We start from the raw sequence: 26,552 nt of genomic DNA, 5'->3' as shown, positions 1-26,552 counted from the left end.
TGGCCGGCATGGGAGCCGGGCCGGCTATCGCGAGCCGAGCCGCGCTCGGCGGCTTCAATCTGCTGCCGTACCGAGAGCGGCTCGCCCAGGCGTTGCGCCGTCGGCGCGCGACGCATCTGGGCGCGGCCATCGTGCTCGGCGTGCTCGCGGCCGGTCTTTGGACGGGAGCCGCGACCGTGTGGCGATGGAACCTCGACGCCGAGCGCGCGCGGCTGGACGCGCAGTTGCGCCAGTGGCAGCCGCAGCTGGATGTCGCCCGGCGCGCCGCCAGCGCGGCCGCGGATGCCACGCAACGCGACGCGCGGGCGGCCGAGCTGGCTGCACCGTCCCGGCGCGTCGTCGCGTTGATCGCGATACTGGCGCATGCGCCCGACGACTCGGTGCGACTCGACGCGCTGCGGACGACTTCGTCAGGAGCCGTGCTCGACGCGCGCGCGTCGACCTACGCTGCGGCCGCACGGTGGCTTGCCCGGATCGCGGCCGGGCAGCCCGGCTGGCAATTCGACCTTGGCGCGCTGACGCCTGCTTCGGGTGCGCCGGACGCGGGCGCCGCCGCGCCGTTCCGGTTCTCCGTGCAGGTGCGCTGGCACGATGCGTCGCCACGGCCGAACGTGAAGGGAGGCGGCGCATGACGGCGCTCGCGTATCGCTCCATGCCCGGCGTTGCGCAGCGCCTCGGCCGCGTGACGCGGATGTCGCCGGCCGCCGCCCACGCGATAGGCTGCGTGCTGGCATTTACCGCCGTCGCGTGCGGCGTCATATATCTGATGGACGCCGCCGACGCGAGCGGGTTCCACCGCAGCCGTGCGCTGCTGGCGACCGCGCACGCGCGCGTCGCTGCTGCACGGCGGATGCTTCCCACGGCAGCCGCGCAGCAGCGCGACCGCGGCTCCGCCGCGCTGCGCGACCGCGGCGCGCCAGCCACACCGGCGTGGCCCGCGCTGCTGCTGGAACTGGCGGACCTGGCCGGCGCGAGCGGCTTGCGGATCGTGTCGATCGAGCCGGGGCGTGCAGACCAGACTGCGCCGGAAGGCCGGCGAACCGTCCGAATGGTCGCGGAAGGCGGTTTCGCGGCGCTGCTGCGGCTGACGGACGGCCTCGCGCGCTTCCAAGCGCTGGTGGTGCCGACGCGCCTGCAGATCGAGCGGAAGGCGTCCGCCGCCCGGATGGACGTGACGCTCGACGTGTTCGCGGAGTTGCGGCCCGCTTCGATGCCCGGCGATGCCGCTGCGCCGCCTGCCGTAACGGCGGCCGGCGATCCGTTCGGCGGCACGGGCGAGCCGATGTCCGACGATTCCGCACCGCGCCTCGCCGGCACGATTCGCGACGCTCGTGCGGCGCTCGCATTGTTCGAATCCGGCAACGGCAAGTTCTCGACGGTCGCGCCCGGCGACGCTCTCGGCGCGGCGCGCGTGACGCGTGTCGAGGCTGGCGCGGTAACGCTCGCGACGGCCGACGGCGCACGCCGGTTCGTCGTGGACGACGGAGGCCACCCATGAGCCGGCATGCGTGGTGGGCGATCGTACTCTGCGCGGGGCTGGACGCATCGGCGGCACAGGCGCCGCTGCCGCCGCTGCCTCCTTTGCCGCCGTCAGGATGGCCGATCGCGTCGATATCGCTGCACGGCGCCGACGTGCCGTTGCCGCAAGGCGCGCCCGACGGCCCGACCGTTGCCGCCGACGCGCCGGCCCGCGCGCCGGCCGAGCCAGCGCCGTTCAACGCGGCGGCGCGCACGGTGCACGACGCAGGCGCGAGCGCGTCGTCGGCGTTGCCGCCGCAGCAGCCGGTGCTGGAAGGTCCGCCGATTCCATTGCCGCCGCCCACGCGGATGAACGACCCCGCGGCGCGGCATGCGGGCGACGCGGACGATGCACGGCGAATCTCGCTGAATCTGCAAGGCGCCGCGCTGGCCGCTGCGTTCGACGCGCTCGCGCGCTTCACCGGCCTGAACATCATCGTCGGCGAGCAGGTGCGCGGCACCGTTACGTTGCGTCTGAACAATGTCCGTTGGCGCGATGCATTCGATACGCTGCTCGACACGCACGGGCTCGCGATGTCCCGGCGCGGCAACGTGATCTGGGTCACGCCGGCGGCCGAACTGGCTGCCCGGGAGCGCGAGCGCTTCGAAACCCATGCGCGCGCGGCCGAGCTGGAGCCGCTCGCGAGCCGCACCTTCGCGCTGCGTTACCCGCGTGCGGCGGACGTGCAGCGGCTGCTGGCCGGCGCGACCGGCCAGCGCCTGCTGTCCAGACGCGGCGCCGCGGCCGCCGATCCGCGGATGAACCTGCTGTTCGTCACCGATCTTGCGCCGCGCATCGCCCAGATTGCGGAGCTGATCGACGCGATCGACCGAGCTTCGCGACAGGTCCGGATCGAGGCGCGGATCGTCGAAGGCGAACAGGGCTTTTCGCGCAACCTCGGTGCGCGCGTCGCGCTGCGCGCCCACGGGCGCGCCCCGGCGGCCGACGGCGCGACGGCCGCAACCGACACGCGCAATGCGCTCGATCTGACGGCCCGCGCCATCGGCGGCCTCGACGCGGCCACGGCCGGCTTCACGCTGTTCGCCGCGCCGCTCAGTCGCGTGCTCGACATCGAGCTGAGCGCGCTGGAGGCGCAAGGGCGCGGCCAGATCGTTTCCAGGCCGCGCGTGGTGACGGCCGATCGCGTGAAGGCGATCGTCGAACAGGGTTCCGAGGTGCCGTACCAGGCAAAGGTCGGCAACGGCGTGAGCGGCGTGCAGTTCCGCCGCGCGACGCTGAAGCTCGAGGTCGAGCCGCAGATCACGCCCGACGGGCGCGTCGTGCTCGACCTCGACGTGACGAAGGACAGCATCGGCGAGCCGACCGCGGCCGGTCCGGCGATTCATACGAAGCACGTTCAGACGCGCGTGGAGGTGGAGGACGGCGGTACGGTCGCGATCGGCGGGATCTACGAGCAACTGAGGCGGGACGATGTGACGCGCGTGCCGCTGTTGGGCAGAATACCGGTTCTGGGCGCGCTGTTCCGGCACCGCGCGCGCAGCGACCAGCGCAGCGAACTGGTCGTCTTCATCACGCCGACGGTCGTCGGCGCACGTTGCGACCCCGCCGTGACGAGCGACGCCGATCCGGCACAAACGGGGCCGGAAGCCGACGGCGCAGGCTCGACAAGGCGGCCGCTTTGCCAGTAAGCTGCGCCACACACCAGCAAGATTCAAGCAGAGGAAGCCGTTGCAAGCGCGGGACCCACACGCAAACGTATTTTTCGTCGGCCTTATGGGAGCGGGTAAGACCACCGTGGGCCGTGCGGTCGCGCGCCGGCTCGACAGGACGTTCTTCGACTCCGACCACGAAATCGAGGCCCGCACGGGCGCCCGCATCCCGGTGATCTTCGAGATGGAGGGCGAGGCCGGCTTTCGCGACCGCGAATCGCAGGTGATCGCCGAGCTGACGCAGCGCGAGAACATCGTGCTGGCGACCGGCGGCGGCGCGGTGCTGCGCGCCGAAAATCGCGAATGCCTCAAAAACCACGGCATCGTCATCTATCTGCGCGCCAATCCGCACGATCTGTGGCTGCGCACGCGCAAGGACAAGAACCGCCCGCTGTTGCAGACCGACGATCCGAAAGCCCGCCTCGAAGCGCTGTACGAAGCGCGCGACCCGCTGTACCGCGAATGCGCGGATTTCATCATCGAGACGGGCCGCCCGTCGGTCAACGGCCTCGTCAACATGGTGCTGATGCAACTCGAACTCGCAGGCGTCATCGCCAAGCCGCTACAAGCATGATTACCGTCAACGTCGATCTGGGCGACCGCGCCTACCCGATTCACATTGGTGCCGGCCTGATTGGCCGCACCGAGCTGTTCGCTCCTCACATCAACGGTTCGTCGGTGACGATCGTCACGAACACGACCGTCGATCCGCTGTACGGCGATGCGCTGCGCGCCGCGCTCGCGCCGCTCGGCAAGCGCGTGTCCACCGTCGTCCTGCCGGACGGCGAGGCCTACAAGAACTGGGAAACGCTCAACCTGATCTTCGACGGGCTGCTCACCGAGCGCGCCGATCGCAAGACGACGCTGATCGCACTCGGTGGCGGCGTGATCGGCGACATGACCGGTTTCGCGGCTGCCTGCTACATGCGCGGCGTGCCGTTCATCCAGGTGCCCACGACGCTGCTGTCGCAGGTCGATTCGTCGGTCGGCGGCAAGACGGGCATCAATCATCCGCTCGGCAAGAACATGATCGGCGCGTTCTACCAGCCGCAGGCGGTCGTCGCCGATATCGGCGCGCTGGCGACGCTGCCCGATCGCGAGCTGGCGGCCGGCATCGCCGAGGTCATCAAGACCGGCGCGATCGCCGATGCCGAATTCTTCGACTGGATCGAGGCCAACGTCGACGCGCTGAACCGCCGCGAGCCGGCCGCGCTCGTGCATGCGGTGAAGCGCTCGTGCGAGATCAAGGCGAGCGTGGTCGCCGCTGACGAGCGCGAAGGCGGCCTGCGCGCGATCCTGAACTTCGGCCATACGTTCGGTCATGCGATCGAGGCCGGGCTCGGCTACGGCGAATGGCTGCACGGCGAGGCGGTCGGCTGCGGGATGGTGATGGCGGGCGATCTGTCCGTGCGGCTCGGCCTGCTCGACGAAGCATCGCGGCAGCGGCTCGATACGGTGATCGCCGCGGCCCGTCTGCCGGTGAGCGGGCCGGCGCTCGGCGAGGCGCGCTATATGGACCTGATGCGCGTCGACAAGAAGGCCGAGGCCGGCGCGATCAAGTTCATCCTGCTGAAGCGATTCGGCGATACGCTGATCGCGCCGGCACCCGACGAAGCCGTGTTCGCCACGCTGGCGAAGACCACCCGGTAACGGCGCTCCGGATGGCCCGGCGCCCCTGACATGGAGCACACGTGAGCGAGACATCCAGCAGCAAACCGATCGAAGCCGGCCGCGCATCCGTCGCGGCGCCGGCCGAGCCGCCGACGCTGGCGGCGCTGGAAGCCCATCTCGCTCCGTATGCCGCTCATGCATCGCAGTCGCGCGGGCGCCGTCATGCCGAACAGCCGCCGGCGGCCCGCACCGAGTTCCAGCGCGACCGCGACCGCATCGTTCACTCGACCGCGTTCCGCCGGCTCGAGTACAAGACCCAGGTGTTCGTCAATCACGAAGGCGACCTGTTCCGCACCCGTCTCACGCACAGCCTGGAAGTCGCGCAGATCGCGCGTTCGGTCGCGCGCAACCTGCGCCTGAACGAGGATCTCGTCGAAGCGATTTCGCTCGCGCACGATCTCGGTCATACGCCGTTCGGCCATGCCGGGCAGGACGCATTGAACGCGTGCATGCGCGAGCACGGCGGCTTCGAGCACAATCTGCAGAGCCTGGCCGTCGTCGACGAGCTCGAGGAACACTATGGCGCGTTCAACGGCCTGAACCTGTGCTTCGAGACGCGCGAAGGCATCCTCAAGCACTGCTCGCGCGAGAACGCGCGCAAGCTCGGCGCGCTCGGCGAGCGCTTCCTGCAAGGCCGCCAGCCGTCGCTCGAAGCGCAGCTCGCGAACATCGCCGACGAAATCGCGTACAACAATCACGACGTCGACGACGGCCTGCGCTCCGGGCTGATCACGATCGAGCAGCTCGCCGAAGTCGAGCTGTGGCAGCGCCACTACGAGGCCGCGCTCGCCGAATTCCCGCATCTCGAAGGCCGCCGCCTCGTGCACGAGACGGTGCGCCGCATCATCAACACGCTGATCGTCGACCTGATCGACGAAACCACGCGCAATCTCGCCCGCGTCGCACCGGCCTCGCTCGACGACGTGCGCGCGGCGCCGCAGCTCGTCGCGCACAGCGAGCCCGTCGCCGCGCAGGCCGCCGCGCTCAAGCGCTTCCTGTTCAAGAACCTGTACCGCCACTACAAGGTGATGCGCATGGCCAACAAGGCGCAGCGCGTCGTCACCGGGCTGTTCGACGCGTTCATCGACGATCCGCGCCTGCTGCCGCCGCCGTACCAGTCGGACGATCCCGCGCAGCAGCCGCGGCTCGTCGCGCACTACATCGCCGGCATGACCGACCGCTTCGCGCTGAAGGAATATCAGCGCCTGTTCGTCGTCAACGACAACTGACTGTCACAAACGATCACTAGACTTCGCCGGTTCAATGGCGATGGGAATGTTGCACACGCTGTTGGTAACGTTTTCATAGGAGAGAGGTCGATGAATAAGAAGCCTGCGGGGACCCTGGTTCGCTCGATCGCGCTCGGCGGCGCGTTGATGTTCGGGATGCAGCACGCGGCATGGGCCGCGACGGAAATCCAGTTCTGGCATGCGATGGAGTCGGCGCTCGGCGAGCGCGTGAACGAGCTCGCCGCGCAGTTCAACGCATCGCAGAGCGACTACAAGATCGTGCCGGTCTTCAAGGGCACCTACGACCAGGCGCTCGCGGCCGGCATCGCCGCGTATCGCAGCGGCAACGCGCCGGCGATCCTCCAGGTCTATGAAGTCGGCACCGCGACGATGATGCAGGCGAAGAAGGCCGTCGTGCCCGTCTACGACGTGTTCAAGCAGGCCGGCGTGCCGCTCGACGAAAAGGCGTTCGTGCCGACCATCGCCAGCTACTACAGCGACGCGAAGACGGGCCATCTGGTGTCGATGCCGTTCAACAGCTCGACGCCGGTGCTGTACTACAACAAGGACGCGTTCAAGAAGGCCGGGCTCGATCCGAACCAGCCGCCGAAGACCTGGGCCGACGTGCAGGCCGACGCGGAGAAGCTGCGCAAGTCCGGGATGTCCTGCGGCTTCACGACCGGCTGGCAGGGCTGGATCCAGCTCGAGAACTACAGCGCGTGGCATGCGTTGCCGTACGCGAGCCGCAACAACGGCTTCGACGGTGCCGACGCGGTGCTCGAATTCAACAAGCCGCAGCAGATCGCTCACATCGCGTTCCTGCAGCAGATGGTGAAGGACGGCACGTTCACGTATGCGGGCCGCAAGGACGAAGCATCCGCGAAGTTCTACAGCGGCGACTGCGGGATCCTGACGACGTCGTCGGGCGCGCTCGCCAACGTCCAGAAGTTCGCCAAGTTCAACTACGGCACCGGCATGATGCCGTACGACGCGAACGTGAAGGGCGCGCCGCAGAACGCGATCATCGGCGGCGCGAGCCTGTGGGTGCTGGGCGGCAAGGACGCGGCCACCTACAAGGGCGTCGCGAAATTTCTCGCGTTCCTCGCGTCGCCGCCGATCGCCGCGAAGTGGCATCAGGAAACCGGCTATCTGCCGGTGACGACCGCCGCGTACGAGCTCACGCGCCAGCAGGGCTTCTATGCGAAGAACCCGAGCGCGGAAACGGCGATCAAGCAGATGATGAACAAGCCGCCGCTGCCTTACACGAAGGGGCTGCGGCTCGGCAACATGCCGCAGATCCGCACCATCGTCGACGAGGAGCTCGAGCAGGTCTGGGCGCAGAAGAAGTCGCCGAAGGACGCGCTCGACTCGGCCGCATCGCGCGGCGACGAGCTGCTGCGCCGCTTCGAGAAGTCGGGCGGCTGAGCCCGCGTCGCGTTCGTGTCGCCGGCCGGCGCGTCGCAGTGGCGCGCGCGGGCGGCGGCACGGCCTCCTTTCCGCTTTGCCTGACCGGATCTCCGCGATGCAATCCCGTTCCAGTTTCGGCGCGAGCCTGCTGCCGTACCTGCTGATCGCGCCGCAGCTCGCGATCACCGCCGTATTCTTCCTGTGGCCGGCAGGCGTCGCGCTGTGGCAGTCGACGCAGATGCAGGACGCCTTCGGCACGTCGAGCGAATTCGTCGGCTTCGCGAATTTCACGCGTCTGTTTGCCGATCCGCTCTACGTCGACTCGTTCCGCACGACGCTGGTGTTCAGCACGCTCGTCACGGTGAGCGGGCTCGTCGTGTCGCTGCTGCTCGCCGCGTGCGCCGACCGCGTGATCCGCGGCGCGCGCGTGTACCGGACGCTGCTGATCTGGCCGTACGCCGTCGCGCCGACGATCGCGGCCGTGCTGTGGGCGTTCCTGTTCAATCCGAGCATCGGCCTCGTCACCTATGCGCTCGCCAAGGGCGGCATCGTCTGGAACCACGCGCTGAACGGCGGCCAGGCGATGTTCCTGGTCGTGCTCGCATCGGTGTGGAAGCAGGTCAGCTACAACTTCCTGTTCTTCTACGCGGGCCTGCAGGCGATTCCGCGCTCGCTGATCGAGGCGGCCGCGATCGACGGCGCCGGGCCGGTGCGGCGCTTCTTCAACATCGTGCTGCCGCTGCTGTCGCCGACCAGCTTCTTCCTGCTGGTCGTCAATCTCGTGTACGCGTTCTTCGACACGTTCCCGGTGATCGACGCGGCCACCGGCGGCGGCCCCGCGCAAAGCACGAAGACGCTGATCTACAAGATCTTCACGGAAGGCTTCCAGGGCCTCGACATCGGCAGCTCGGGCGCGCAGTCGGTCGTGCTGATGATCATCGTCGTCGGCCTGACGGTGATCCAGTTCCGCTTCGTCGAACGCAGGGTGCAATACGCATGATCGAAAATCGCAAGGGCTTCGACCTGTTCTGCCACGCGGTGCTGCTCGCGGGCGTCGTCGTGATCGTGTTCCCGGTGTACGTCGCGTTCTGCGCGGCGACGATGAATGCGCAGGAAGTGTTCACGATCCCGCTGTCGCTGGTGCCGAGCACGCATCTGCTGGAGAACGTCGCGTACATCTGGAGCCACGGCAGCGGCGGCACGACCGCGCCGTTCGGCCGGCTGCTGGTGAACAGCTTCGTGATGGCGCTCGGGATCGCGGTCGGCAAGATCGCGGTGTCGATCCTGTCCGCGTACGCCATCGTCTATTTCCGCTTCCCGCTGCGCAACACCGCGTTCTGGCTGATCTTCGTCACGCTGATGCTGCCGGTCGAGGTGCGGATCTTCCCGACCGTGCAGGTCGTGTCGACGCTGCACCTGACCAACACCTACGCGGGGCTGTCGCTGCCGCTGATCGCGTCGGCGACCGCGACGTTCCTGTTCCGCCAGTTCTTCATGACGCTGCCCGACGAGCTGATGGACGCCGCGCGCATCGACGGCGCGGGGCCGCTGCGGTTTTTCTGGGACGTCGTGCTGCCGCTGTCGAAGACGAGCATCGCCGCGCTGTTCGTGATCACGTTCATCTACGGCTGGAACCAGTATCTGTGGCCGATCCTGATCACGACGGAGGCGTCGCTGTCGACGGCGGTGGTCGGCATCAAGACGATGATCGCGAGCGGCGACGCCGCGACCGAATGGCAATACGTGATGGCGGCGACGCTGCTGGCGATGATTCCGCCGCTCGTCGTCGTGCTGGCGATGCAGCGCTGGTTCGTGCGCGGCCTCGTCGATTCCGAAAAATGATCAACCTCCGGTAACCGGGAGAAGGACCAGGTATGGCTGCGCTGAGCTTGAAGGGCGTCAGGAAATCCTACGACGGCAAGCAGCACGTGCTGCACGGCATCGACGTGGAGATCGCCGACGGCGAATTCATCGTGCTGGTCGGCCCGTCGGGCTGCGGCAAGTCGACGCTGCTGCGGATGATCGCGGGGCTCGAGACGGTGACGGACGGCGAAATCGCGATCGGCGATCGCGTGGTCAACGCGCTGGAGCCGAAGGATCGCGACATCGCGATGGTGTTCCAGAACTACGCGCTGTATCCGCACATGACGGTCGCGCAGAACATGGGCTACGGGCTGAAGATTCGCGGCGTCGAGCGCGCGACGATCGACGAGCGGGTGGCCGCGGCGGCGAAGATCCTCGAGCTCGAGCCGCTGCTCGCGCGGCGGCCGCGCGAGCTGTCGGGCGGCCAGCGCCAGCGCGTCGCGATGGGGCGTGCGATCGTGCGCGAGCCGTCGGTGTTCCTGTTCGACGAGCCGCTGTCGAACCTCGACGCGAAGCTGCGCGTGCAGATGCGCCTGGAGATCCAGCGGCTGCATGCGCGGCTCGCGACCACGAGCGTGTACGTGACGCACGACCAGATCGAGGCGATGACGCTGGCGCAGCGCGTGATCGTGATGAACCGCGGCTACGCGGAGCAGATCGGCGCGCCGGTCGACGTGTACGAGAAGCCGGCGACGGTGTTCGTCGCCGGCTTCATCGGCTCGCCGGCGATGAATCTGATGCACGGCGCGCTGTCGGCGGACGGCGCGACGTTCACGGTCGCGGGCGGCGGCCCGGCGCTGCCGGTGGCCGGCGCACCGGGCGTCGGCACGACGATCGCCACCGGTCGCGACTGGGTGCTCGGCGTGCGGCCGGAGCATATGACGCCGCAGCCGGGCGTCGCCCAGGCGACGTTGCCGGTCGATTCGTGCGAGCTGCTCGGCGCGGACAACCTCGCGCACGGCCGCTGGGGCAACCACGACGTCGCGGTGCGGCTGCCGCACGCGGACCGTCCGGCGCGCGGCACCGCGCTGGCTGCGTCGTTGCCTGCGCACCGGCTGCACTTCTTCGATCCCGAAACCGGCCGGCGCGCCGGCTGACCCGACGAACCTCCGAACGAGCGACGAGGCTGACGATGACTTCCCGACCCGACTGGCCCTATCCGCGCGTCGTCGCCCATCGCGGCGGCGGCACGCTCGCGCCGGAGAACACGCTTGCCGCGCTCGACGAGGGCGCGCGGCGCGGCCACCGGATGGTCGAATTCGACGCGAAGCTGTCCGGCGACGACGTGACGTTCCTGCTGCACGACGACACGGTCGATCGCACGTCCGACGGAAGCGGGCCGGCGGCGGGCATGCGCTATGCGGCGCTCGCCGCGCTCGACGCCGGCGCGTGGTTCGACGCGCGCTTTGCCAGCGAGCGGATGCCGACGCTCGAGGCGGCGGCGGCGCGCTGCATGACGCTCGGGCTGGCCGCGAACGTCGAGATCAAGCCGTGCCCCGGCCGAGAATCCGACACCGGGCGGCGGGTGGCCGCCGATGCGGCGGCGTACTGGCACGGCGCCGCCGTGCCGCCGCTGCTGTCGTCGTTCTCGTTCGATGCACTGCGGCACGCGCGCGACGCGGCGCCCGGGCTGCCGCGCGGCATGCTGTACGAGCGCGTGCCCGACGACTGGCACGCGCAGGCCGTCGGCGCGCTCGACTGCACGTCGTTGCATGCGGACCACACGCAATTGAATGAGCCGCTCGTGCGGGCGATCAAGGCGGCCGGCCTGCGCATCCTGGTTTACACGGTGAACGACCTCGGCAGGGCGCGCGAGCTCGTGCGCTGGGGCGTGGACGCGATCTGCACCGACCGCATCGACCTGATCGGCCCGACGGCGCTCGACGACATCGTGTAAGCCCGCGCGAGCCGAATTCGTTTCGCGTTTCGCCAGCGTGCCTGACGCGAAAAAACGACGCCCCGGCGGTTTCCCGCCGGGGCGTTTTGCATCGTGGAGACGTTACGCTCGGAAAAATCCGCTACAAATTGCAGCAGGATTAACCATTCCCCAAATATTCGACTACGCTTAGAAGCGGTAGCCGACGTTCACGTACGTGACGATCGGGTTCAGCGCGATGCGAGCCTTCGACGTCTCGGTCAGCGTGCCGACCTGGGTGCGGCGGGCGGTCGTGAACGTGGCGGTGACGCTCACCGGCACGTACGAGATCGACAGCCCGGCGAACCAGTGCTTCGTGAAGTTGTACGAGAAGCCGGCGTTGAACACGGGCGCCCACTGGTTGCTCGTGGTGGCGCTGGTCGGGCCGCCGAGCACGCCGTTCTCGAAGGTGCTGTTGGTGATCTTCGCGCCGGTGAACCAGACGTAGGTAGCGCCGACGCCGACGTACGGCCGGAACTTCGCGTTGGCGTCGTTGAAGTGGTAGCGCAGCAACACCGCCGGACTCCACTGGTATGCCCGGCCGAGCACGCCGAAGCGCGAGAACTGACCCTTGCCGGTGATGTCGAACTTCGGCGGTATGCCGAGAACGAATTCGGTGGAGATGTGGTCGGTAAGGAAGTAGCCGGATGCGAAGCCGAGCGTATCGGCGTCGTTGATGCCGGCGCCGGTGTTGGGAACGGATTGATTGACGGGCGTGCCGCCGACGCCGTACACGAACAGCGGGTCGCTGCTGTCTTGCGGTGACAGGTGGAACCAGCCGGTGCTGACGTAGAAATCACCTGCGGATTGTGCGTGTGCCGTGCCGCCTGCGGCCGCGAATGCGAGCGCAGCGGCCCCCGTAATGGCCAGTTTTCGTTTCATTGTGTCTCCTCCGATCAAAGGCGTGCTCATTATGACGACTGCGTTTAAAACCAAACAAGCTCGTAAGTTAGAGCTTTCTCCCTAGGATCCGCACGACCGTACGCTTTCGCGCCCCGCAGGGACAGGCATTCTACGCAAATGCGTAATTCGGACCCCAGGGTATTTCCTAACGCGTTCAAACGGACATTCAGCATGGCACGGTTAGCACGACTCTATGTTCCCGACCAGCCTCAGCACGTGATACTGCGCGGGCTGGATCAGCAACCCGCGTTCGTCGACGACCAGGACTACGAACTCTTCATCGATTGTCTGAAGGCGGCGGCACGCGATCACCATCTTTCGGTGCACGCGTACGTGCTGCTGCCGCGTCAGGTGCAGTTGCTCGTCACGCCGAGCGACGAGGCGAGCCTGCCGAAGGCGATGCAGGCCGTCGGCCGCCGCTACGTCGCGCACTTCAACCGGCGCTACTCGCGCCGCGGCACGTTGTGGGAAGGCCGCTACCGCGCGACGGTGATCGAAGGCGAGCGCTATTTCCTGCTCGCGAGCCGCGTGGTCGAGATGAGCCCGGTGCGCTCGCAGCTGGTGGCGACGGCCGACGCGTATCGATGGTCGAGCTACCGGCACCACGTGGGCCTGACCGTCGACAGCCTGATTACCGACCACCCGCTCTACTGGGCGCTCGGCAACACGCCGTTCGACCGTCAGCGCGCGTACAAGGAGCTGTGCGAACAACCGCTCGACGAGCGGCAGGCCGATCAGCTTCAGCAGGCGACGCTGAAAGGCTGGGTGCTCGGCGGCGACAACTACCGCGAGTGGGCCGCCCGCACCGCGAACCGGCGCGTGTCGCCGCTGCCGCGCGGACGCCCCAGAAAGGTGCGCGAAAACACGCCGCCGGCCCAGCAGTAGCGCCGGGGAGGCGGGCGGGGAGCGGCGCTGCGGGCGCCGCTTCTTTTTGCACCAAATCGTTACGGCCCCAATAAATAGGCACCACATCTGAGCATCTGTTTAATTGGGGTTCGATCATCCGGTTTTTGTTGCTATTCCCTTGATTCGTCGCGTATATTCCGAATTCCGGTGGCCCGGGCGCATGCAGCATGCAGCATGCCCAACCACCGTCGGCCGTGCCGTCTCCTGCCGGAGCGGGATCGACGGCAACAGAAAAATGGTTCAACGGCCCTCGAGGCCCCTTTACGACGGTGTCCCCATGAACGACCACCAGAAGCCGCTCGCCGCGGTGCCCGCCGCACAAGGTCTGTACGACCCGCAAAACGAACACGACGCCTGTGGCGTCGGCTTCGTCGCTCACATCAAGGGCAAGAAGAGCCACGAGATCATTCAGCAGGGCCTGAAGATCCTCGAGAACCTCGATCACCGGGGCGCCGTCGGCGCCGATCCGCTGATGGGCGACGGCGCGGGCATCCTGATCCAGATCCCGGACGCGTTCTATCGCGAGGAAATGTCGAAGCAGGGCGTGACGCTGCCGCCGGCCGGCGAATACGGGGTCGGCATGATCTTCCTGCCGAAGGAAAACGCGTCGCGCCTCGCCTGCGAGCAGGAACTTGAGCGCACCGTGCGCGCCGAAGGCCAGGTCGTGCTCGGCTGGCGCGACGTGCCGGTCGACCATGCGATGCCGATCTCGCCGACCGTGAAGGCGAGCGAGCCGCTGATCCGCCAGATCTTCATCGGCCGCGGCAAGGACATCATGGTGACGGATGCGCTGGAGCGTAAGCTGTACGTGATCCGCAAGACCGCCAGCCACCGCATCCAGGCGCTGAAGCTCAAGCACGGCAAGGAATATTTCGTGCCGTCGATGTCGGCGCGCACCATCGTGTACAAGGGGCTGCTGCTCGCCGGCCAGGTCGGCGTGTATTACCGCGACCTGCAGGACGCGCGCGTCGTGTCGGCGCTCGCGCTCGTGCACCAGCGCTTCTCGACCAACACGTTCCCGGCCTGGGAACTCGCTCACCCGTACCGGATGATCGCGCACAACGGCGAGATCAACACCGTGAAGGGCAACGTGAACTGGCTGAACGCGCGTACCGGCGCGATCGCGTCGCACGTGCTCGGCGACGATCTGCCGAAGCTGTGGCCGCTGATCTATCCGGGCCAGTCCGACACCGCATCGTTCGACAACTGTCTCGAACTGCTGGTGATGGCCGGCTATCCGCTCGTGCACGCAGTGATGATGATGATCCCGGAAGCATGGGAGCAGCACACGCTGATGGACGAGAACCGCCGCGCGTTCTACGAATACCACGCCGCGATGATGGAGCCGTGGGACGGCCCGGCCGCGATCGCGTTCACCGACGGCCGCCAGATCGGCGCGACGCTCGACCGCAACGGCCTGCGCCCGGCGCGCTACATCGTGACCGACGACGATCTCGTGATCATGGCGTCGGAAGCCGGCACGCTGCCGATCCCCGAATCGAAGATCGTCAAGAAGTGGCGCCTGCAGCCGGGCAAGATGTTCCTGATCGACATGGAGCACGGCCGCATCATCGACGACAAGGAGCTCAAGGACAACCTCGCGAACGCGAAGCCGTACAAGAGCTGGATCGACGCCGTGCGCATCAAGCTCGACGAAATCGAGCCGAAGGCCGAGGACGTGGCGGCCGGCCGCACGCAGGGCGCCGCGCTGCTCGACCGTCAGCAGGCGTTCGGCTATACGCAGGAAGACCTCAAGTTCCTGATGGCGCCGATGGCGGCGCAGGGTGAGGAAGCCGTCGGCTCGATGGGCAACGACTCGCCGCTTGCGGTGATGTCGAACAAGAACAAGACGCTCTATCACTACTTCAAGCAGCTGTTCGCGCAGGTCACGAACCCGCCGATCGACCCGATCCGCGAGAACATGGTGATGTCGCTCGTGTCGTTCATCGGTCCGAAGCCGAACCTGCTCGACACCAACAACATCAACCCGCCGATGCGTCTCGAAGTGTCGCAGCCGGTGCTCGACTTCAAGGACATCGCGAAGATCCGCGCGATCGACCAGTACACGGGCGGCAAGTTCAGCGCGTACGAGCTGAACATCTGCTATCCGGTCGCATGGGGCAAGGAAGGCATCGAGGCGCGCCTCGCGTCGCTGTGCGCCGAAGCCGTCGACGCGGTGAAGTCCGGCTACAACATGCTGATCGTGTCGGACCGCAAGACCGATGCCGACCACGTCGCGATTCCGGCGCTGCTCGCCACGTCGGCGATCCACACGCACCTCGTCCAGCAAGGGCTGCGCACGAGCACGGGCCTCGTCGTCGAGACGGGCTCCGCGCGCGAGACGCATCACTTCGCGCTGCTCGCCGGCTACGGCGCGGAAGCCGTGCACCCGTACCTCGCGATGGAAACGCTCGCGAAGATGGCCGAAGGCCTGCCGGGCGACCTGTCGCCGGAGAAGGCGATCTACAACTTCACGAAGGCGGTCGGCAAGGGCCTTCAGAAAGTGATGTCGAAGATGGGCATCTCGACGTACATGTCGTACACGGGCGCGCAGATCTTCGAAGCGCTCGGCCTGTCGAGCGACCTCGTCGAGAAGTACTTCAAGGGCACGGCATCGAAGGTCGGCGGCATCGGCCTGTTCGAAGTCGCGGAAGAAGCGATCCGCCTGCACCGCGATGCGTTCGGCGACAACCCGGTGCTGCGCGACATGCTCGACGCGGGCGGCGAGTACGCCTACCGCGTGCGCGGCGAAGACCACATGTGGACGCCGGATTCGATCGCGAAGCTCCAGCACGCGACGCGCAGCAACTCGTACCAGACGTACAAGGAATACGCGCACCTGATCAACGACCAGACCAAGCGCCACATGACGTTGCGCGGCCTGTTCGAGTTCAAGGTCGACCCGACCCGTGCGATCCCGATCGACGACGTCGAGCCGGCGAAGGAAATCGTCAAGCGCTTCGCGACGGGCGCGATGTCGCTCGGCTCGATCAGCACCGAAGCGCACGCGACGCTCGCGATCGCGATGAACCGGATCGGCGGCAAGTCGAACACCGGCGAAGGCGGCGAGGACGACAAGCGCTACCGCAACGAACTGCGCGGCATTCCGATCAAGGCGGGCGAGACGCTGAAGTCGGTGATCGGCGACGAGATCGTCAGCGACATTCCGCTGAAGGACGGCGATTCGCTGCGCTCGAAGATCAAGCAGGTCGCGTCGGGCCGCTTCGGTGTCACCGCCGAGTACCTCGCGTCGGCCGACCAGATCCAGATCAAGATGGCGCAGGGCGCGAAGCCGGGCGAAGGCGGCCAGCTGCCGGGCCACAAGGTGTCCGAGTACATCGGCAAGCTGCGTTATTCGGTGCCGGGCGTCGGCCTGATCTCGCCGCCGCCGCACCACGACATCTACTCGATCGAGGATCTGGCGCAGCTGATCCACGACCTGAAGAACGTCAACCCGAGCTCGAGCATCTCGGTGAAGCTGGTGTCGGAAGTCGGCGTCGGCACGGTCGCGGCCGGTGTCGCGAAGGCGAAGGCCGACCACGTCGTGATCGCCGGCCATGACGGCGGCACCGGTGCGTCGCCGCTGTCGTCGGTCAAGCATGCGGGCACGCCGTGGGAACTCGGCCTCGCCGAAACGCAGCAGACGCTGGTGCTGAACCGCCTGCGCGGCCGCATCCGCGTGCAGGCCGACGGCCAGATGAAGACGGGCCGTGACGTCGTGATCGGCGCGCTGCTCGGTGCGGACGAATTCGGCTTCGCGACGGCGCCGCTGGTCGTCGAAGGCTGCATCATGATGCGCAAGTGCCATCTGAACACGTGCCCGGTCGGCGTCGCGACGCAGGATCCGGTGCTGCGCGCGAAGTTCAAGGGCCAGCCCGAGCACGTCGTGAACTACTTCTTCTTCGTCGCCGAGGAAGTGCGCGAGATCATGGCGCAGCTCGGCATCGCGAAGTTCGACGACCTGATCGGCCGCCCCGACCTGCTCGACACCCGCAAGGGCATCGAGCACTGGAAGGCGAAGGGCCTCGACTTCTCGCGCGTGTTCTATCAGCCGGAAGGCTGCGAGGACGTCGCCCGCCGTCACGTCGAAGGGCAGGACCACGGCCTCGAGCGCGCGCTCGACCACGTGCTGATCGAGAAGGCGAAGGCCGCGATCGAGAACGGCGAGCATGTGTCGTTCATCCAGCCGGTGCGCAACGTGAACCGGACGGTCGGCGCGATGCTGTCGGGCGTGATCGCGAAGAAGCACGGCCACGACGGCCTCGCCGACGACGCCGTGCACATCCAGCTGAAAGGCACGGCCGGCCAGAGCTTCGGCGCGTTCCTCGCGAAGGGCGTGACGCTCGACCTCGTCGGCGACGGCAACGACTACGTCGGCAAGGGCCTGTCGGGCGGCCGGATCATCATCCGTCCGACCAACGACTTCCGCGGCAAGTCCGAAGAGAACATCATCTGCGGCAACACGGTGATGTACGGCGCGCTCGAAGGCGAGGCGTTCTTCCGCGGCGTCGCGGGCGAGCGCTTCTGCGTGCGCAACTCGGGCGCGACGGCGGTCGTCGAAGGCACGGGCGACCACGGCTGCGAATACATGACGGGCGGCACGGTGGTCGTGCTCGGCGAAACCGGGCGCAACTTCGCGGCCGGCATGTCGGGCGGCGTCGCGTACATCTACGATCCGGAAGGCACGTTCGCGGCGAAGTGCAACAAGGCGATGGTCGCGCTCGATCCGGTGCTGCAGCAGGCCGAGCAGGAGCGCACGGTCGATCGCGCGCTCTGGCACGCGGGCACGACGGACGAAGCGCTGCTCAAGGGGCTCGTCGAGCGTCATTTCCAGTTCACGGGTTCGCCGCGCGCGAAGTCGCTGCTGGAAAACTGGGACGCGGCGCGCCGCCAGTTCGTGAAGGTGTTCCCGAACGAATACAAGCGCGCGCTGGGCGAGATCGGTGCGAAGAAGGCGGCGAAGCAAGCGCTGGCCGCCTGAGCGACGAACGACATAGCGAATGCCGCGCGCGCCTGACGGCTGCGCGCGGGTCCCCCACCCGATACACCGAACAGAAGAGCACCTTATGGGCAAGGCAACCGGTTTTCTGGAGTTCGAACGCCGCCACGAGGCGTACGAAGCACCGCTCACGCGCGTGAAGCACTACAAGGAATTCGTCGCGGCGCTGACCGACGCGGACGCGAAGGTCCAGGGCGCGCGCTGCATGGATTGCGGCATCCCGTTCTGCAACAACGGCTGCCCGGTCAACAACGTCATTCCGGACTTCAACGATCTCGTGTATCGCCAGGACTGGCAGCAGGCGATCGAAGTCCTGCATTCGACCAACAACTTCCCGGAGTTCACGGGCCGGATCTGCCCGGCGCCGTGCGAGGCGGCGTGCACGCTCGGGATCAACAACGATCCGGTCGGCATCAAGTCGATCGAGCACGCGATCATCGACAAGGCCTGGGCCGAAGGCTGGGTGAAGCCGCAGCCGGCCGAGCACAAGACGGGCAAGAAGGTCGCGGTCGTCGGCTCGGGCCCCGCGGGCCTCGCGGCCGCGCAGCAGCTCGCGCGCGCCGGCCATGACGTAACGGTGTTCGAGAAGAACGATCGCGTCGGCGGGCTGCTGCGTTACGGGATCCCCGACTTCAAGTTGGAGAAGTGGCTGATCGACCGCCGCATGCGCCAGATGGAAGCCGAAGGCGTGACGTTCCGCACCAGCGTGTTCATCGGCAAGGAGCCGCTGCCCGAGTCGATCGGCAACCTCGCGAAGGAAACCATTTCGCCGGACACGCTGAAGGAAGAATTCGACGCGGTCGTGATCGCGGGCGGTTCGGAAACGCCGCGCGACCTGCCGGTGCCGGGCCGCGAGCTCACCGGCGTCCATTTCGCGATGGACTTCCTGCCGCAGCAGAACCGCGTGAACGCGGGCGACAAGCTCACCGACCAGCTGCTCGCGAAGGGCAAGCACGTGATCGTGATCGGCGGCGGCGATACGGGTTCGGACTGCGTCGGTACGTCGAACCGTCACGGCGCGAAGCAGGTCACGCAGTTCGAACTGCTGCCGCAGCCGCCGGAAGAGGAGAACAAGCCGCTCGTGTGGCCGTACTGGCCGATCAAGCTGCGCACGTCGTCGTCGCACGAGGAAGGCTGCGAGCGCGATTGGGCGGTCGCGACGAAGCGCCTCGAAGGCAAGAACGGCAAGGTCGAGAAGCTGATCGCGGTGCGCGTCGAGTGGAAGGACGGCAAGATGCAGGAAGTGCCGGGCTCCGAGTTCGAGATGAAGGCCGACCTCGTGCTGCTCGCAATGGGCTTCACGCAGCCGGCGGCGCCGGTGCTCGACGCGTTCGGCGTCGCGAAGGACGCGCGCGGCAATGCGCGTGCTGCCACCGAAGGCGAGCGCTCGTACTACACGTCGGTCGACAAGGTGTTCGCGGCCGGCGACATGCGCCGCGGCCAGTCGCTCGTCGTGTGGGCGATCCGCGAAGGCCGCCAGTGCGCGCGCTCGGTCGATGCGTACCTGATGGGGCATTCGGAACTGCCGCGCTGATTTCGGCCGCGAGCAGGTTTCGACGAGACGGGCGTCCGCGAGGGCGCCCGTTTTTTTATGGCAGCCGACCGCCCGTGGTGCGCGGTCGCATCGCGCGCGTCGACGCATCTTCGCGATGCGTCGCCTAATCTGATCACATCGGGTCGCGACGTCATGCGAGCGCCGATCGTTTCCGTTTGCGGTTTTCGGGCGGGCTGCCCGATCCGATCATGTCGTCCCGACGGCGGCGTTCGCGCGGCCGGCGCATATGACCGAGCCCTGTAGAAGGATTGAGGATGAGCGCATCCGTGCCTGGTCTGTTCAACGCCGTCTACGGGATCGTGCCGGCGATGGCGGTCGTCAACTTCGTTGTGATCCTCTCGCCCGGCAAGCATGCGCGTGCCGCGTGGGGAGACTATCGCCGGCAGCGCATCGCTAAGCCGGCGTTCGCGCGCCACACGATCCCGGCACGCGCATGCGTGCTGCCGGCCGGCGCCGATGCGCTGGCCGACACGCGCATCGCGGCGCGCGAATCATGAACGGCGACCGGCTCCGTGCATTCGTCGCGCTGATGCCCGATCGGGCATCGAGCGACGCGCTGCATGCGTTGCCGGTCACGCGCGGCGCACGCCGCACGCCGGCGGCCCAACTTCACGTGACGCTTGCGTTCATCGGCGCGATCGAGCGCCCGCGGTGCGACCTGCTGGCCGCGCGTCTGCCGGCGCTCGCGGCCGCCCACGCGCTGCCGCTGCAGCAGGTCGAGCGGATCGCATGGTGGCCGAGCCTGCCGCGCGCCAGGCTGATCGTGGCCGAACTCGCGGCCGATCCCGCGTGCGCGGCGCTGAACGCGGCGTTGTCTGCGGTGTTGCGCGAGCTCGGCGTGCCGGCCGATCACCGGCCGTTCCGGCCGCACGTGACGCTCGCACGGCTGCCGCGCGACGCGGACGGGCAGCCCGCGCATGGCGGCGCGATCGGCCGGCCGCTCGCGCTGCGCTTCGACGCGCTGACGTTGTTCGAAAGCCGGTTGTCGCACGAAGGCGTGTCGCATGTGCCGATCGTGTCGGCGCCGATCGCGGCTGCGGGCGGGTAGGGCAGAAGGGACGGCGAGCCGGTGCAGCGCGCCGGCTCGTTGCTTCGCTGCATAACGAGTGCAGCGCTACTCAGGAATGCCGCGCCATGCAGGAACGCAGCGTTACAGGGCGCTACGCGGCAACCTTGTCGTCGTCGTTCACGCGCTCGACGTTGATCGTGCCGACGTGGAACTCAGCCAGCGCCTCGCGATGCGCGATGCTGACGATCGCCGCTTTCGGCAGCCGTTCGGCGAACAAGTGATAGAGCCGCGCTTCGTTGTCGGCGTCGAGCGCGCTCGTCGCTTCGTCGAGGAACAGGAAGTCGGGCTTGTGCAGCAGCACGCGCGCACCCGCGAGCCGCTGCTGTTCGCCCGGCGACAGCACGCGCGTCCAGTGGCCGGTTTCGTCCAGACGGTCGACGTAGCCTTCGAGGCGGCACGCGCGCAGCGCGTCGCGGCATGCGTCGTCGGTGAAGGCATCGGGCGCGGCCGGATAGGTGAGTGCGGCCTTCAGCGTGCCGATCGGCAGATAGCTCGTCTGCGGCACGAACATCAACCGCGCGCCGACCGGCGCGTCGATCGCGCCGTCGCCAAACGGCCACAGGCCCGCGAGCGCGCGCATGAAGGTGCTCTTGCCGGAACCCGACTTGCCGACCACCAGCCAGCGCGAGCCCGGCTCGATCGTCACGTTGCCGATGTTCGCGAGCGCGGTGCCGTTCGGCAGCGCGAGCTTCAGCGACGACGTCGACAGCTTCGCCGCATCGACGTAGTGCAGGTTGATGCCGCCATGCTCGGTCGCGGGCGACAGGCTTTCCTTCAGATGCGACGTGCCCATCACGCGCTTGAATTCGCGCAGACGGTTGACGGTCGCGCGCCATTCGACGAGGGTGCCGTAGCTGTTGATGAACCACGAGAACGAATCGCTGACGGTGTTGAACGCGGACGAGATCTGCATCAGCACGCCGAACGAGAAGGCACCCGCGAAATAGCGCGGCGCCGCGACGACGAGCGGGAAAATCATCGCGATCTGCCCGTAGAAGCTCAGCACGAACGTGAGGCGCTTCGTGTATTTCATCACGCGCCACCAGTTGTCGCGAATGCGCATGAACAGGCCCTGCGCGTTGGCGGTCTCGGTTTTCTCGCCGTCGTAGAACGCGATCTGCTCGGCGTTCTCGCGCACGCGGATCAGCCCGAAGCGGAAGTCGGCCTCGACGCGCTGCTGCTGGTAGTTGATCGACACGAGCGGGTGACCGACCTTCTGGATGATCACCGAGCCGACCACTGCGTACAGTGCGGCCGCCCACACCATGTAGCCGGGAATCGTGATCGGCGTCGCGCCGAGCGAGACGCTCAACGCGCCGGCAAGCGACCACAGGATCGTGATGAACGACACGAGCGTGACGACCGTCGACAGCAGGTCGAGCGACAGCGCGAGCGTCGTCGTCGCGAACGACTGGAGGTCGTCGGTGATCCGCTGGTCGGGGTTGTCGGCGAGGTGGTCGCGCTCGATCCGGTAGAACGCGCGATCGCCGAGCCACTGGCCCAGAATGCGGTCGGTGAGCCATTGGCGCCAGCGGAAGCCGAGCATCTGGCGCAGGTAGCGGCCGTACACCGCAAGGATGATGAAGCCGAACGCGAGCGCGGAGAACTGCATCAGCAGGTTCGGGAATTCGTGGACGTCCTTCGACTGCAGCGCGTTGTAGAACTGCGCGTTCCACTTGTTCAGTTTGACGTTGATCCAGACCACGCAGAGGTTGATCGCGACGATCGTGATCAACAGCCCCCACGCGACCTTCCATTCGGACGACACCCAGTAGGGCTTGATGAGGCTCCACGCGGATACCGGGCGCTCGTCCTGCGGCGCGGCGTCGGAGCGGACGGGATCGATCGATTGGGTCATGTGCTTCCTGGTGAGTGGCCGGCGCGCGGGCCGGGCGGACCGGACGCGCGCCGCGATACGAGATGCCGGCGACGAGGTGCCGACCGACAGCGGGCGTCGGGATGGTCGCCCGCGCGCCTTAAACGGCACTTAAGGCCGGCGGTGACGCGGCAACCGGCCGCTCGCGCAGCCGGCCTGCGGGCATTGTGCCAGAGCGGCGCGCTGCGACGGGCGAATTTGCCGCACGGGGACAGTTTGCGGCGCTTTCCGCTTTTATGGTCTAATGGCCGACGACGAAACAGGGGTGCTTCGAGTGCGGCCGCGGGTAGTTCCGGGCAGCGCTGCGAGGCTGAGAAAGACCCTTCGCACCCGATCCGGGTAATACCGGCGAGGGAAGTTTCTGATCCCGCCGGGCCGCGCTGGCCGCCATCCCACATGGTCAGCGCCCGAGTCCCGCCCGGCCGGCCTTTGCTGCCGGTTTCGTCCTTTTGGGTACGCGCATCGCGCGTTACGGAAGGAATGATGACCGCTCAATCTTCAGTCTTTTTCGCTGTTCCCGATCCGCTGCCGCGTGCGTCTGCACGAGGCGGCGCGCACGCGCCTGCGTCGGCCGTTCAGGCCCGCGCGCTTCGCATGGAGGGCGCACGATGAATCTCCGCACGTCGAACCTCGGCGCGTCGCGCCCGGATTTCGCGGTACTCGGCGGCGGCCTCGTCGGCCGCCTGGTCGCCTGGCGACTCGCCGGCGACGGGCATCGCGTCGCCCTGTACGAGCGCGGCGGCCCCGACGGCGAGCAGTCGGCCGCATGGATCGCCGCCGCGATGCTCGCGCCCGTCGCCGAGGCGGCGAGCGCCGAGCTGCTGATCACCGAGCTCGGTGTCGCGTCGCTCGCGCGCTGGCCGCAATGGCTCGCCGAGTTGCCGGAACCCGTGTTCTTCCAGCATCGCGGCACGCTGGTCGTCTGGCATCACGCCGATCGCGCGGAAGCGCCGCTGTTCGAGCGCCGCGTGCGCGCGAACGCGCCGGCCGAGCTGTTCGACGGCGGCTTCGTGGCGCTGGCCGGCGCGCAGGTGGATGCGGCCGAGCCCGCGCTCGCCGGCCGCTTCGCGCGCGGCCTGATGCTGCCGCGCGAAGGGCAGCTCGACAACCGGCAGGCGCTGCACGCGCTGGCGGCCGGCCTCGCGCAACGCAGCGTCGAGCTGCACTGGCACGCGACGATCGACGACGCGAACCGTCCCGACGCGCATTTCACGATCGATTGCCGCGGGCTCGGCGCGAAACCGGCGCTGCCGGCGCTGCGCGGCATCCGCGGCGAAGTCGCGCGCGTGCACGCGCCCGGCATCGGCCTCACGCGGCCGGTGCGGCTGCTGCATCCGCGCTATCCGCTGTACATCGCGCCGAAGCAGGACGACCTGTACGTGATCGGCGCGACCGAGGTGGAAGGCGAGGACATGTCGCCCGTCAGCGTGCGCTCGGCGCTCGAGCTGCTGAGCGCGGCGTTCTCCGTGCACCCGGCGTTCGGCGAGGCGCGCATCCTCGAACTGAATTCGCAGTGCCGCCCGACGCTGCCCGATCACCGCCCCGCGGTGATCTGGGACGGCGCGACGACGCTCGCGGTCAACGGCCTGTACCGGCACGGCTTCATGATCGCGCCGGAAGTCGCGCAGGCGGCCGCCGCGCTCGCGCAGGCGGCGCTCGGCGGCGCGTTCGCCGATGCCGACGCGTTTGCCGCGTGGCGCGACGCCGCGCGCTGGCCGACGCTCCTTCATCACCGCGACGACGCGCGCCAGCCGGCCTGACGCGCGCCGCCGACCGAATCCGACCGAGCCTCATGGATATCCAGATCAACCAGCAGACCCTGACGCTGCCCGACGGCGCGACCGTCGCCGATGCGCTCGCCGCGTACGGCGCGCGCCCGCCGTACGCGGTCGCGCTGAACGGCACGTTCGTCGCGCGCACGCAGCATGCGGCGCGCGCACTCGCGGCGGGCGACAAGCTCGACGTGGTGCATCCCGTCGCAGGCGGCTGAGCGTCGCCGCGTTGCCCCCGCTCTTCCAGGAAAACGACATGACGTCCCACACTTCCGCCGACGCACTCACGCTCTACGGCGCAACCTTCGCAAGCCGCGTACTGCTCGGCACGTCGCGCTATCCGTCGCTGCAGTCGCTGTCCGATTCGATCGACGCGTCGCGCCCCGGGATGGTGACCGTCGCGCTGCGCCGGCAGATGACGGGCGGCACAGCCGAGGCCGGCTTCTTCGATCTGCTCAAGCGCCACGCGGTGCCGCTGCTGCCGAACACGGCCGGCTGCCAGACCGTCGCCGAGGCCGTGACGACCGCGCACATGGCGCGCGAGGTGTTCGACACCGACTGGATCAAGCTGGAGCTGATCGGCGACGACTACACGCTGCAGCCCGACCCGGTCGGGCTGATCGAGGCGGCCGCGCAACTGGTCAAGGACGGCTTCAAGGTGCTTCCGTACTGCACCGAGGATCTCGTGATCGGCCGCCGCCTGCTCGACGTCGGCTGCGAGGCGCTGATGCCGTGGGGCGCGCCGATCGGCACCGGCAAGGGCGTCGTGAACCCGTACGGGCTGCGCGTGCTGCGCGAACGGCTGCCCGACGTGCCGCTGATCGTCGACGCCGGGCTCGGCGTGCCGTCGCATGCGTGCCAGGTGATGGAGTGGGGCTTCGACGGCGTGCTGCTGAACACGGCCGTGTCGCAGGCCACGCATCCGGAGATCATGGCGCGTGCGTTCGCCCAGGGCGTCGAAGCCGGCCGCGCCGCATACCTGGCCGGCCCGATGGACGCGCGCGAGACCGCGCATGCGAGCACGCCGGTCGTCGGCATGCCGTTCTGGCACCAGGACGGAGGCGGCGCATGAGCGCGCGCTTCGCCGACGCGTTCTGGCCGCCGGCCGACGAACTGGCCGAGGCGGCCGAGCGGATTCGCGCGCGCCTGGGCGGCTGGCCGGCCGCGGCGACGCCGTGGCGCATCTGCGTCGCCGCGCCGGACGTGCCGGCCGACGGCGACGTGCTGATCGTGTCGGCCGGCGACCGGGCGGCCCAGGTGCGCGCGTCGGCCGCATCGCGCCCGGCGTCCGCCGACGCGGTCGCGATCGAATTCGACGAGCGCGGTGCGGTGCTGCATGCCGCCGGCGCGCGCCATGCGCTCGAAGGTGCCCATCCGCTCGCCGACGACTGGATCGCCGCGCTCGCGGCGTTCCTCGATTGCGGCTTCGCGCCGCTCGACGCGCTGGTGCTCGCGCTGGCGTGGCGCGACGGCGACGAAACCGGCGACGCGGACCCCTGGCCCGTCGACCCGGCACGATTCCCGCGCGTAGCCGGCCTGCCGGCCGCGCCGGAGCCCGCGTTCCCGCCGTGTCCGGCGCAACTGGGCCTGTATCCGGTGGTGCCCGACGCCGAATGGGTCGAACGCCTGCTCGATTGCGGCGTGCGCACCGTGCAGCTGCGGGTCAAGGGCGCGGCGCCGGACGCGCTGCGCCGCGAGATCGCGCGCGCGGTGGCGGCAGGCCGGCGCTATCCGGATGCGCGCGTGTTCATCAACGATCACTGGCAGATCGCCGTAGAAGAAGGCGCGTACGGCGTACATCTGGGCCAGGAAGACCTCGACACGGCCGATCTCGCGACCATCGCGCGGGCCGGCCTGCGGCTCGGACTGTCGAGCCACGGTTATTACGAGATGCTGCGCGCGTTGCACGAGCGCCCGAGCTATCTGGCGCTCGGCCCCGTGTTCGCGACCGCGACCAAGGCGGTCGCCGCGCCGCCGCAGGGCCTCGCGCGGATCGCGCGCTATGCACGCTTCGCGGCGGCCCACGCGCCGCTGGTGGCGATCGGCGGCGTCAGCCTGGACGTGCTGCCGGACGTGCTGGCGACGGGCGTCGGCAGCGTCGCGGTGGTCAGCGCCATCACGGGCGCGGCCGATTATCGGGCGGCGGTTATTGCGTTGCAGCAATGGTTTGCCCGACAATTTGACAATCGTTGACCGCA

At 68.3% G+C, this 26,552-nt stretch carries 22 protein-coding genes and 1 riboswitch; of the genes, 20 read left to right on the top strand and 2 right to left on the bottom strand.

The genetic code is table 11. The features are described from left to right. Nucleotides 1–8: 8 nt before the first annotated feature. From MBR110_RS00620 to ugpQ, 11 genes are all read left to right on the top strand, one after another. On the top strand, nucleotides 9–632 hold the full coding sequence (locus tag MBR110_RS00620) for a hypothetical protein (RefSeq protein WP_059567685.1): 624 nt from the start codon (nucleotides 9–11) through the stop codon (nucleotides 630–632). Next, nucleotides 629–1,498 carry a hypothetical protein gene (locus MBR110_RS00615; RefSeq protein ID WP_059735022.1) on the top strand — a complete coding sequence of 290 codons (870 nt, stop codon included), beginning with the start codon at nucleotides 629–631 and terminating at the stop codon, nucleotides 1,496–1,498. The genes MBR110_RS00620 and MBR110_RS00615 overlap by 4 nt, the downstream gene beginning before the upstream one ends. Next, on the top strand, nucleotides 1,495–3,168 hold the full coding sequence (locus tag MBR110_RS00610; RefSeq protein ID WP_059735024.1) for a type IV pilus secretin PilQ: 1,674 nt from the start codon (nucleotides 1,495–1,497) through the stop codon (nucleotides 3,166–3,168). Before MBR110_RS00615 ends, MBR110_RS00610 begins: the two co-directional genes overlap by 4 nt. Nucleotides 3,169–3,208: 40 nt before the next feature. Further along, nucleotides 3,209–3,763 carry a shikimate kinase gene (locus MBR110_RS00605; RefSeq protein ID WP_011883025.1) on the top strand — a complete coding sequence of 185 codons (555 nt, stop codon included), beginning with the start codon at nucleotides 3,209–3,211 and terminating at the stop codon, nucleotides 3,761–3,763. Further along, nucleotides 3,760–4,839: a 3-dehydroquinate synthase gene (gene aroB / locus MBR110_RS00600; RefSeq protein ID WP_181709124.1), complete on the top strand. Its 1,080-nt coding sequence runs from the start codon at nucleotides 3,760–3,762 to the stop codon at nucleotides 4,837–4,839. Before MBR110_RS00605 ends, aroB begins: the two co-directional genes overlap by 4 nt. A 41-nt stretch (nucleotides 4,840–4,880) precedes the next feature. Further along, nucleotides 4,881–6,089, top strand: a complete 1,209-nt coding sequence (locus tag MBR110_RS00595; protein ID WP_059897039.1) for a deoxyguanosinetriphosphate triphosphohydrolase — start codon at nucleotides 4,881–4,883, stop codon at nucleotides 6,087–6,089. A gap of 90 nt (nucleotides 6,090–6,179) precedes the next feature. Next, nucleotides 6,180–7,514 carry a sn-glycerol-3-phosphate ABC transporter substrate-binding protein UgpB gene (gene ugpB, locus MBR110_RS00590; RefSeq protein WP_181709123.1) on the top strand — a complete coding sequence of 445 codons (1,335 nt, stop codon included), beginning with the start codon at nucleotides 6,180–6,182 and terminating at the stop codon, nucleotides 7,512–7,514. 97 nt (nucleotides 7,515–7,611) lie between these two features. Then, nucleotides 7,612–8,496 (top strand): sn-glycerol-3-phosphate ABC transporter permease UgpA, encoded by an 885-nt coding sequence (gene ugpA / locus MBR110_RS00585; RefSeq protein ID WP_011883029.1) that lies wholly within the window; start codon nucleotides 7,612–7,614, stop codon nucleotides 8,494–8,496. Beyond that, nucleotides 8,493–9,338 (top strand): sn-glycerol-3-phosphate ABC transporter permease UgpE, encoded by an 846-nt coding sequence (gene ugpE / locus MBR110_RS00580; protein ID WP_011883030.1) that lies wholly within the window; start codon nucleotides 8,493–8,495, stop codon nucleotides 9,336–9,338. The genes ugpA and ugpE overlap by 4 nt, the downstream gene beginning before the upstream one ends. 32 nt (nucleotides 9,339–9,370) lie before the next feature. Beyond that, nucleotides 9,371–10,456, top strand: coding sequence for a sn-glycerol-3-phosphate import ATP-binding protein UgpC (locus MBR110_RS00575; RefSeq protein WP_011883031.1), 1,086 nt, complete (start codon nucleotides 9,371–9,373; stop codon nucleotides 10,454–10,456). Nucleotides 10,457–10,491: 35 nt separating this feature from the next. Continuing rightward, entirely contained in the window at nucleotides 10,492–11,256 is a 765-nt protein-coding gene (gene ugpQ, locus MBR110_RS00570; protein WP_059735028.1) for a glycerophosphodiester phosphodiesterase, read from the top strand. A 168-nt stretch (nucleotides 11,257–11,424) separates the two neighbouring features. On the opposite strand, the gene MBR110_RS00565 is transcribed toward ugpQ, so the two are convergent. After that, entirely contained in the window at nucleotides 11,425–12,156 is a 732-nt protein-coding gene (locus tag MBR110_RS00565; protein WP_011883033.1) for an OmpW/AlkL family protein, read from the bottom strand. 192 nt (nucleotides 12,157–12,348) lie between these two features. Here MBR110_RS00565 and MBR110_RS00560 point away from each other — a divergent pair, with 192 nt between their 5' ends. The 5 genes from MBR110_RS00560 to thpR all read left to right on the top strand — a co-directional run bounded on the left by MBR110_RS00560 (nucleotide 12,349) and on the right by thpR (nucleotide 20,685). Beyond that, nucleotides 12,349–13,062: a transposase gene (locus MBR110_RS00560; protein WP_034194003.1), complete on the top strand. Its 714-nt coding sequence runs from the start codon at nucleotides 12,349–12,351 to the stop codon at nucleotides 13,060–13,062. Nucleotides 13,063–13,360: 298 nt separating this feature from the next. Beyond that, nucleotides 13,361–18,064, top strand: a complete 4,704-nt coding sequence (locus MBR110_RS00555) for a glutamate synthase-related protein (RefSeq protein ID WP_011883035.1) — start codon at nucleotides 13,361–13,363, stop codon at nucleotides 18,062–18,064. Between the two features lie 85 nt (nucleotides 18,065–18,149). Further along, on the top strand, nucleotides 18,150–19,616 hold the full coding sequence (locus tag MBR110_RS00550; RefSeq protein ID WP_014722301.1) for a glutamate synthase subunit beta: 1,467 nt from the start codon (nucleotides 18,150–18,152) through the stop codon (nucleotides 19,614–19,616). A gap of 275 nt (nucleotides 19,617–19,891) precedes the next feature. Continuing rightward, nucleotides 19,892–20,134 (top strand): hypothetical protein, encoded by a 243-nt coding sequence (locus tag MBR110_RS00545; protein WP_014722302.1) that lies wholly within the window; start codon nucleotides 19,892–19,894, stop codon nucleotides 20,132–20,134. Further along, on the top strand, nucleotides 20,131–20,685 hold the full coding sequence (thpR, locus tag MBR110_RS00540) for an RNA 2',3'-cyclic phosphodiesterase (protein ID WP_014722303.1): 555 nt from the start codon (nucleotides 20,131–20,133) through the stop codon (nucleotides 20,683–20,685). The genes MBR110_RS00545 and thpR overlap by 4 nt, the downstream gene beginning before the upstream one ends. Before the next feature lie 112 nt (nucleotides 20,686–20,797). Here the strand turns inward: thpR and MBR110_RS00535 are convergent, their stop codons facing one another. Continuing rightward, nucleotides 20,798–22,564: an ABC transporter ATP-binding protein/permease gene (locus MBR110_RS00535; protein ID WP_014722304.1), complete on the bottom strand. Its 1,767-nt coding sequence runs from the start codon at nucleotides 22,562–22,564 to the stop codon at nucleotides 20,798–20,800. A 269-nt stretch (nucleotides 22,565–22,833) separates the two neighbouring features. Continuing rightward, nucleotides 22,834–22,956, top strand: a riboswitch (TPP riboswitch). A gap of 234 nt (nucleotides 22,957–23,190) precedes the next feature. Here MBR110_RS00535 and MBR110_RS00530 point away from each other — a divergent pair. The 4 genes from MBR110_RS00530 to thiE are packed head-to-tail and all read left to right on the top strand — an operon-like array spanning nucleotide 23,191 to nucleotide 26,547. After that, nucleotides 23,191–24,342: an FAD-dependent oxidoreductase gene (locus tag MBR110_RS00530; protein ID WP_045578585.1), complete on the top strand. Its 1,152-nt coding sequence runs from the start codon at nucleotides 23,191–23,193 to the stop codon at nucleotides 24,340–24,342. Nucleotides 24,343–24,374: 32 nt separating this feature from the next. Then, nucleotides 24,375–24,572: a sulfur carrier protein ThiS gene (gene thiS, locus MBR110_RS00525; protein WP_011883040.1), complete on the top strand. Its 198-nt coding sequence runs from the start codon at nucleotides 24,375–24,377 to the stop codon at nucleotides 24,570–24,572. Nucleotides 24,573–24,610: 38 nt separating this feature from the next. Next, on the top strand, nucleotides 24,611–25,426 hold the full coding sequence (locus MBR110_RS00520) for a thiazole synthase (RefSeq protein ID WP_011883041.1): 816 nt from the start codon (nucleotides 24,611–24,613) through the stop codon (nucleotides 25,424–25,426). Beyond that, nucleotides 25,423–26,547, top strand: a complete 1,125-nt coding sequence (gene thiE / locus MBR110_RS00515; protein WP_081058956.1) for a thiamine phosphate synthase — start codon at nucleotides 25,423–25,425, stop codon at nucleotides 26,545–26,547. The genes MBR110_RS00520 and thiE overlap by 4 nt, the downstream gene beginning before the upstream one ends. Nucleotides 26,548–26,552: the final 5 nt, after the last annotated feature.

The sequence above is a fragment of the Burkholderia sp. MBR-1 genome (assembly GCF_013822785.1).
Classification (GTDB): domain Bacteria; phylum Pseudomonadota; class Gammaproteobacteria; order Burkholderiales; family Burkholderiaceae; genus Burkholderia; species Burkholderia vietnamiensis.
The sequence above is the reverse complement of the archived record's forward strand: the minus strand, read 5'-3'. Positions and strand labels throughout refer to the sequence as shown.

What these genes read in the sequence shown, in the direction of transcription:
- MBR110_RS00620 (WP_059567685.1), top strand. Translation starts at nt 9, where the DNA reads ATGGGAGCCGGGCCGGCTATCGCGAGCCGAGCCGCGCTCGGCGGCTTC.
- MBR110_RS00615 (WP_059735022.1), top strand. Translation starts at nt 629, where the DNA reads ATGACGGCGCTCGCGTATCGCTCCATGCCCGGCGTTGCGCAGCGCCTC.
- MBR110_RS00610 (WP_059735024.1), top strand. Translation starts at nt 1,495, where the DNA reads ATGAGCCGGCATGCGTGGTGGGCGATCGTACTCTGCGCGGGGCTGGAC.
- aroB (WP_181709124.1), top strand. Translation starts at nt 3,760, where the DNA reads ATGATTACCGTCAACGTCGATCTGGGCGACCGCGCCTACCCGATTCAC.
- ugpB (WP_181709123.1), top strand. Translation starts at nt 6,180, where the DNA reads ATGAATAAGAAGCCTGCGGGGACCCTGGTTCGCTCGATCGCGCTCGGC.
- ugpA (WP_011883029.1), top strand. Translation starts at nt 7,612, where the DNA reads ATGCAATCCCGTTCCAGTTTCGGCGCGAGCCTGCTGCCGTACCTGCTG.
- ugpE (WP_011883030.1), top strand. Translation starts at nt 8,493, where the DNA reads ATGATCGAAAATCGCAAGGGCTTCGACCTGTTCTGCCACGCGGTGCTG.
- MBR110_RS00575 (WP_011883031.1), top strand. Translation starts at nt 9,371, where the DNA reads ATGGCTGCGCTGAGCTTGAAGGGCGTCAGGAAATCCTACGACGGCAAG.
- ugpQ (WP_059735028.1), top strand. Translation starts at nt 10,492, where the DNA reads ATGACTTCCCGACCCGACTGGCCCTATCCGCGCGTCGTCGCCCATCGC.
- MBR110_RS00565 (WP_011883033.1), bottom strand. Translation starts at nt 12,156, where the DNA reads ATGAAACGAAAACTGGCCATTACGGGGGCCGCTGCGCTCGCATTCGCG.
- MBR110_RS00560 (WP_034194003.1), top strand. Translation starts at nt 12,349, where the DNA reads ATGGCACGGTTAGCACGACTCTATGTTCCCGACCAGCCTCAGCACGTG.
- MBR110_RS00555 (WP_011883035.1), top strand. Translation starts at nt 13,361, where the DNA reads ATGAACGACCACCAGAAGCCGCTCGCCGCGGTGCCCGCCGCACAAGGT.
- MBR110_RS00550 (WP_014722301.1), top strand. Translation starts at nt 18,150, where the DNA reads ATGGGCAAGGCAACCGGTTTTCTGGAGTTCGAACGCCGCCACGAGGCG.
- MBR110_RS00545 (WP_014722302.1), top strand. Translation starts at nt 19,892, where the DNA reads ATGAGCGCATCCGTGCCTGGTCTGTTCAACGCCGTCTACGGGATCGTG.
- thpR (WP_014722303.1), top strand. Translation starts at nt 20,131, where the DNA reads ATGAACGGCGACCGGCTCCGTGCATTCGTCGCGCTGATGCCCGATCGG.
- MBR110_RS00535 (WP_014722304.1), bottom strand. Translation starts at nt 22,564, where the DNA reads ATGACCCAATCGATCGATCCCGTCCGCTCCGACGCCGCGCCGCAGGAC.
- MBR110_RS00530 (WP_045578585.1), top strand. Translation starts at nt 23,191, where the DNA reads ATGAATCTCCGCACGTCGAACCTCGGCGCGTCGCGCCCGGATTTCGCG.
- thiS (WP_011883040.1), top strand. Translation starts at nt 24,375, where the DNA reads ATGGATATCCAGATCAACCAGCAGACCCTGACGCTGCCCGACGGCGCG.
- MBR110_RS00520 (WP_011883041.1), top strand. Translation starts at nt 24,611, where the DNA reads ATGACGTCCCACACTTCCGCCGACGCACTCACGCTCTACGGCGCAACC.
- thiE (WP_081058956.1), top strand. Translation starts at nt 25,423, where the DNA reads ATGAGCGCGCGCTTCGCCGACGCGTTCTGGCCGCCGGCCGACGAACTG.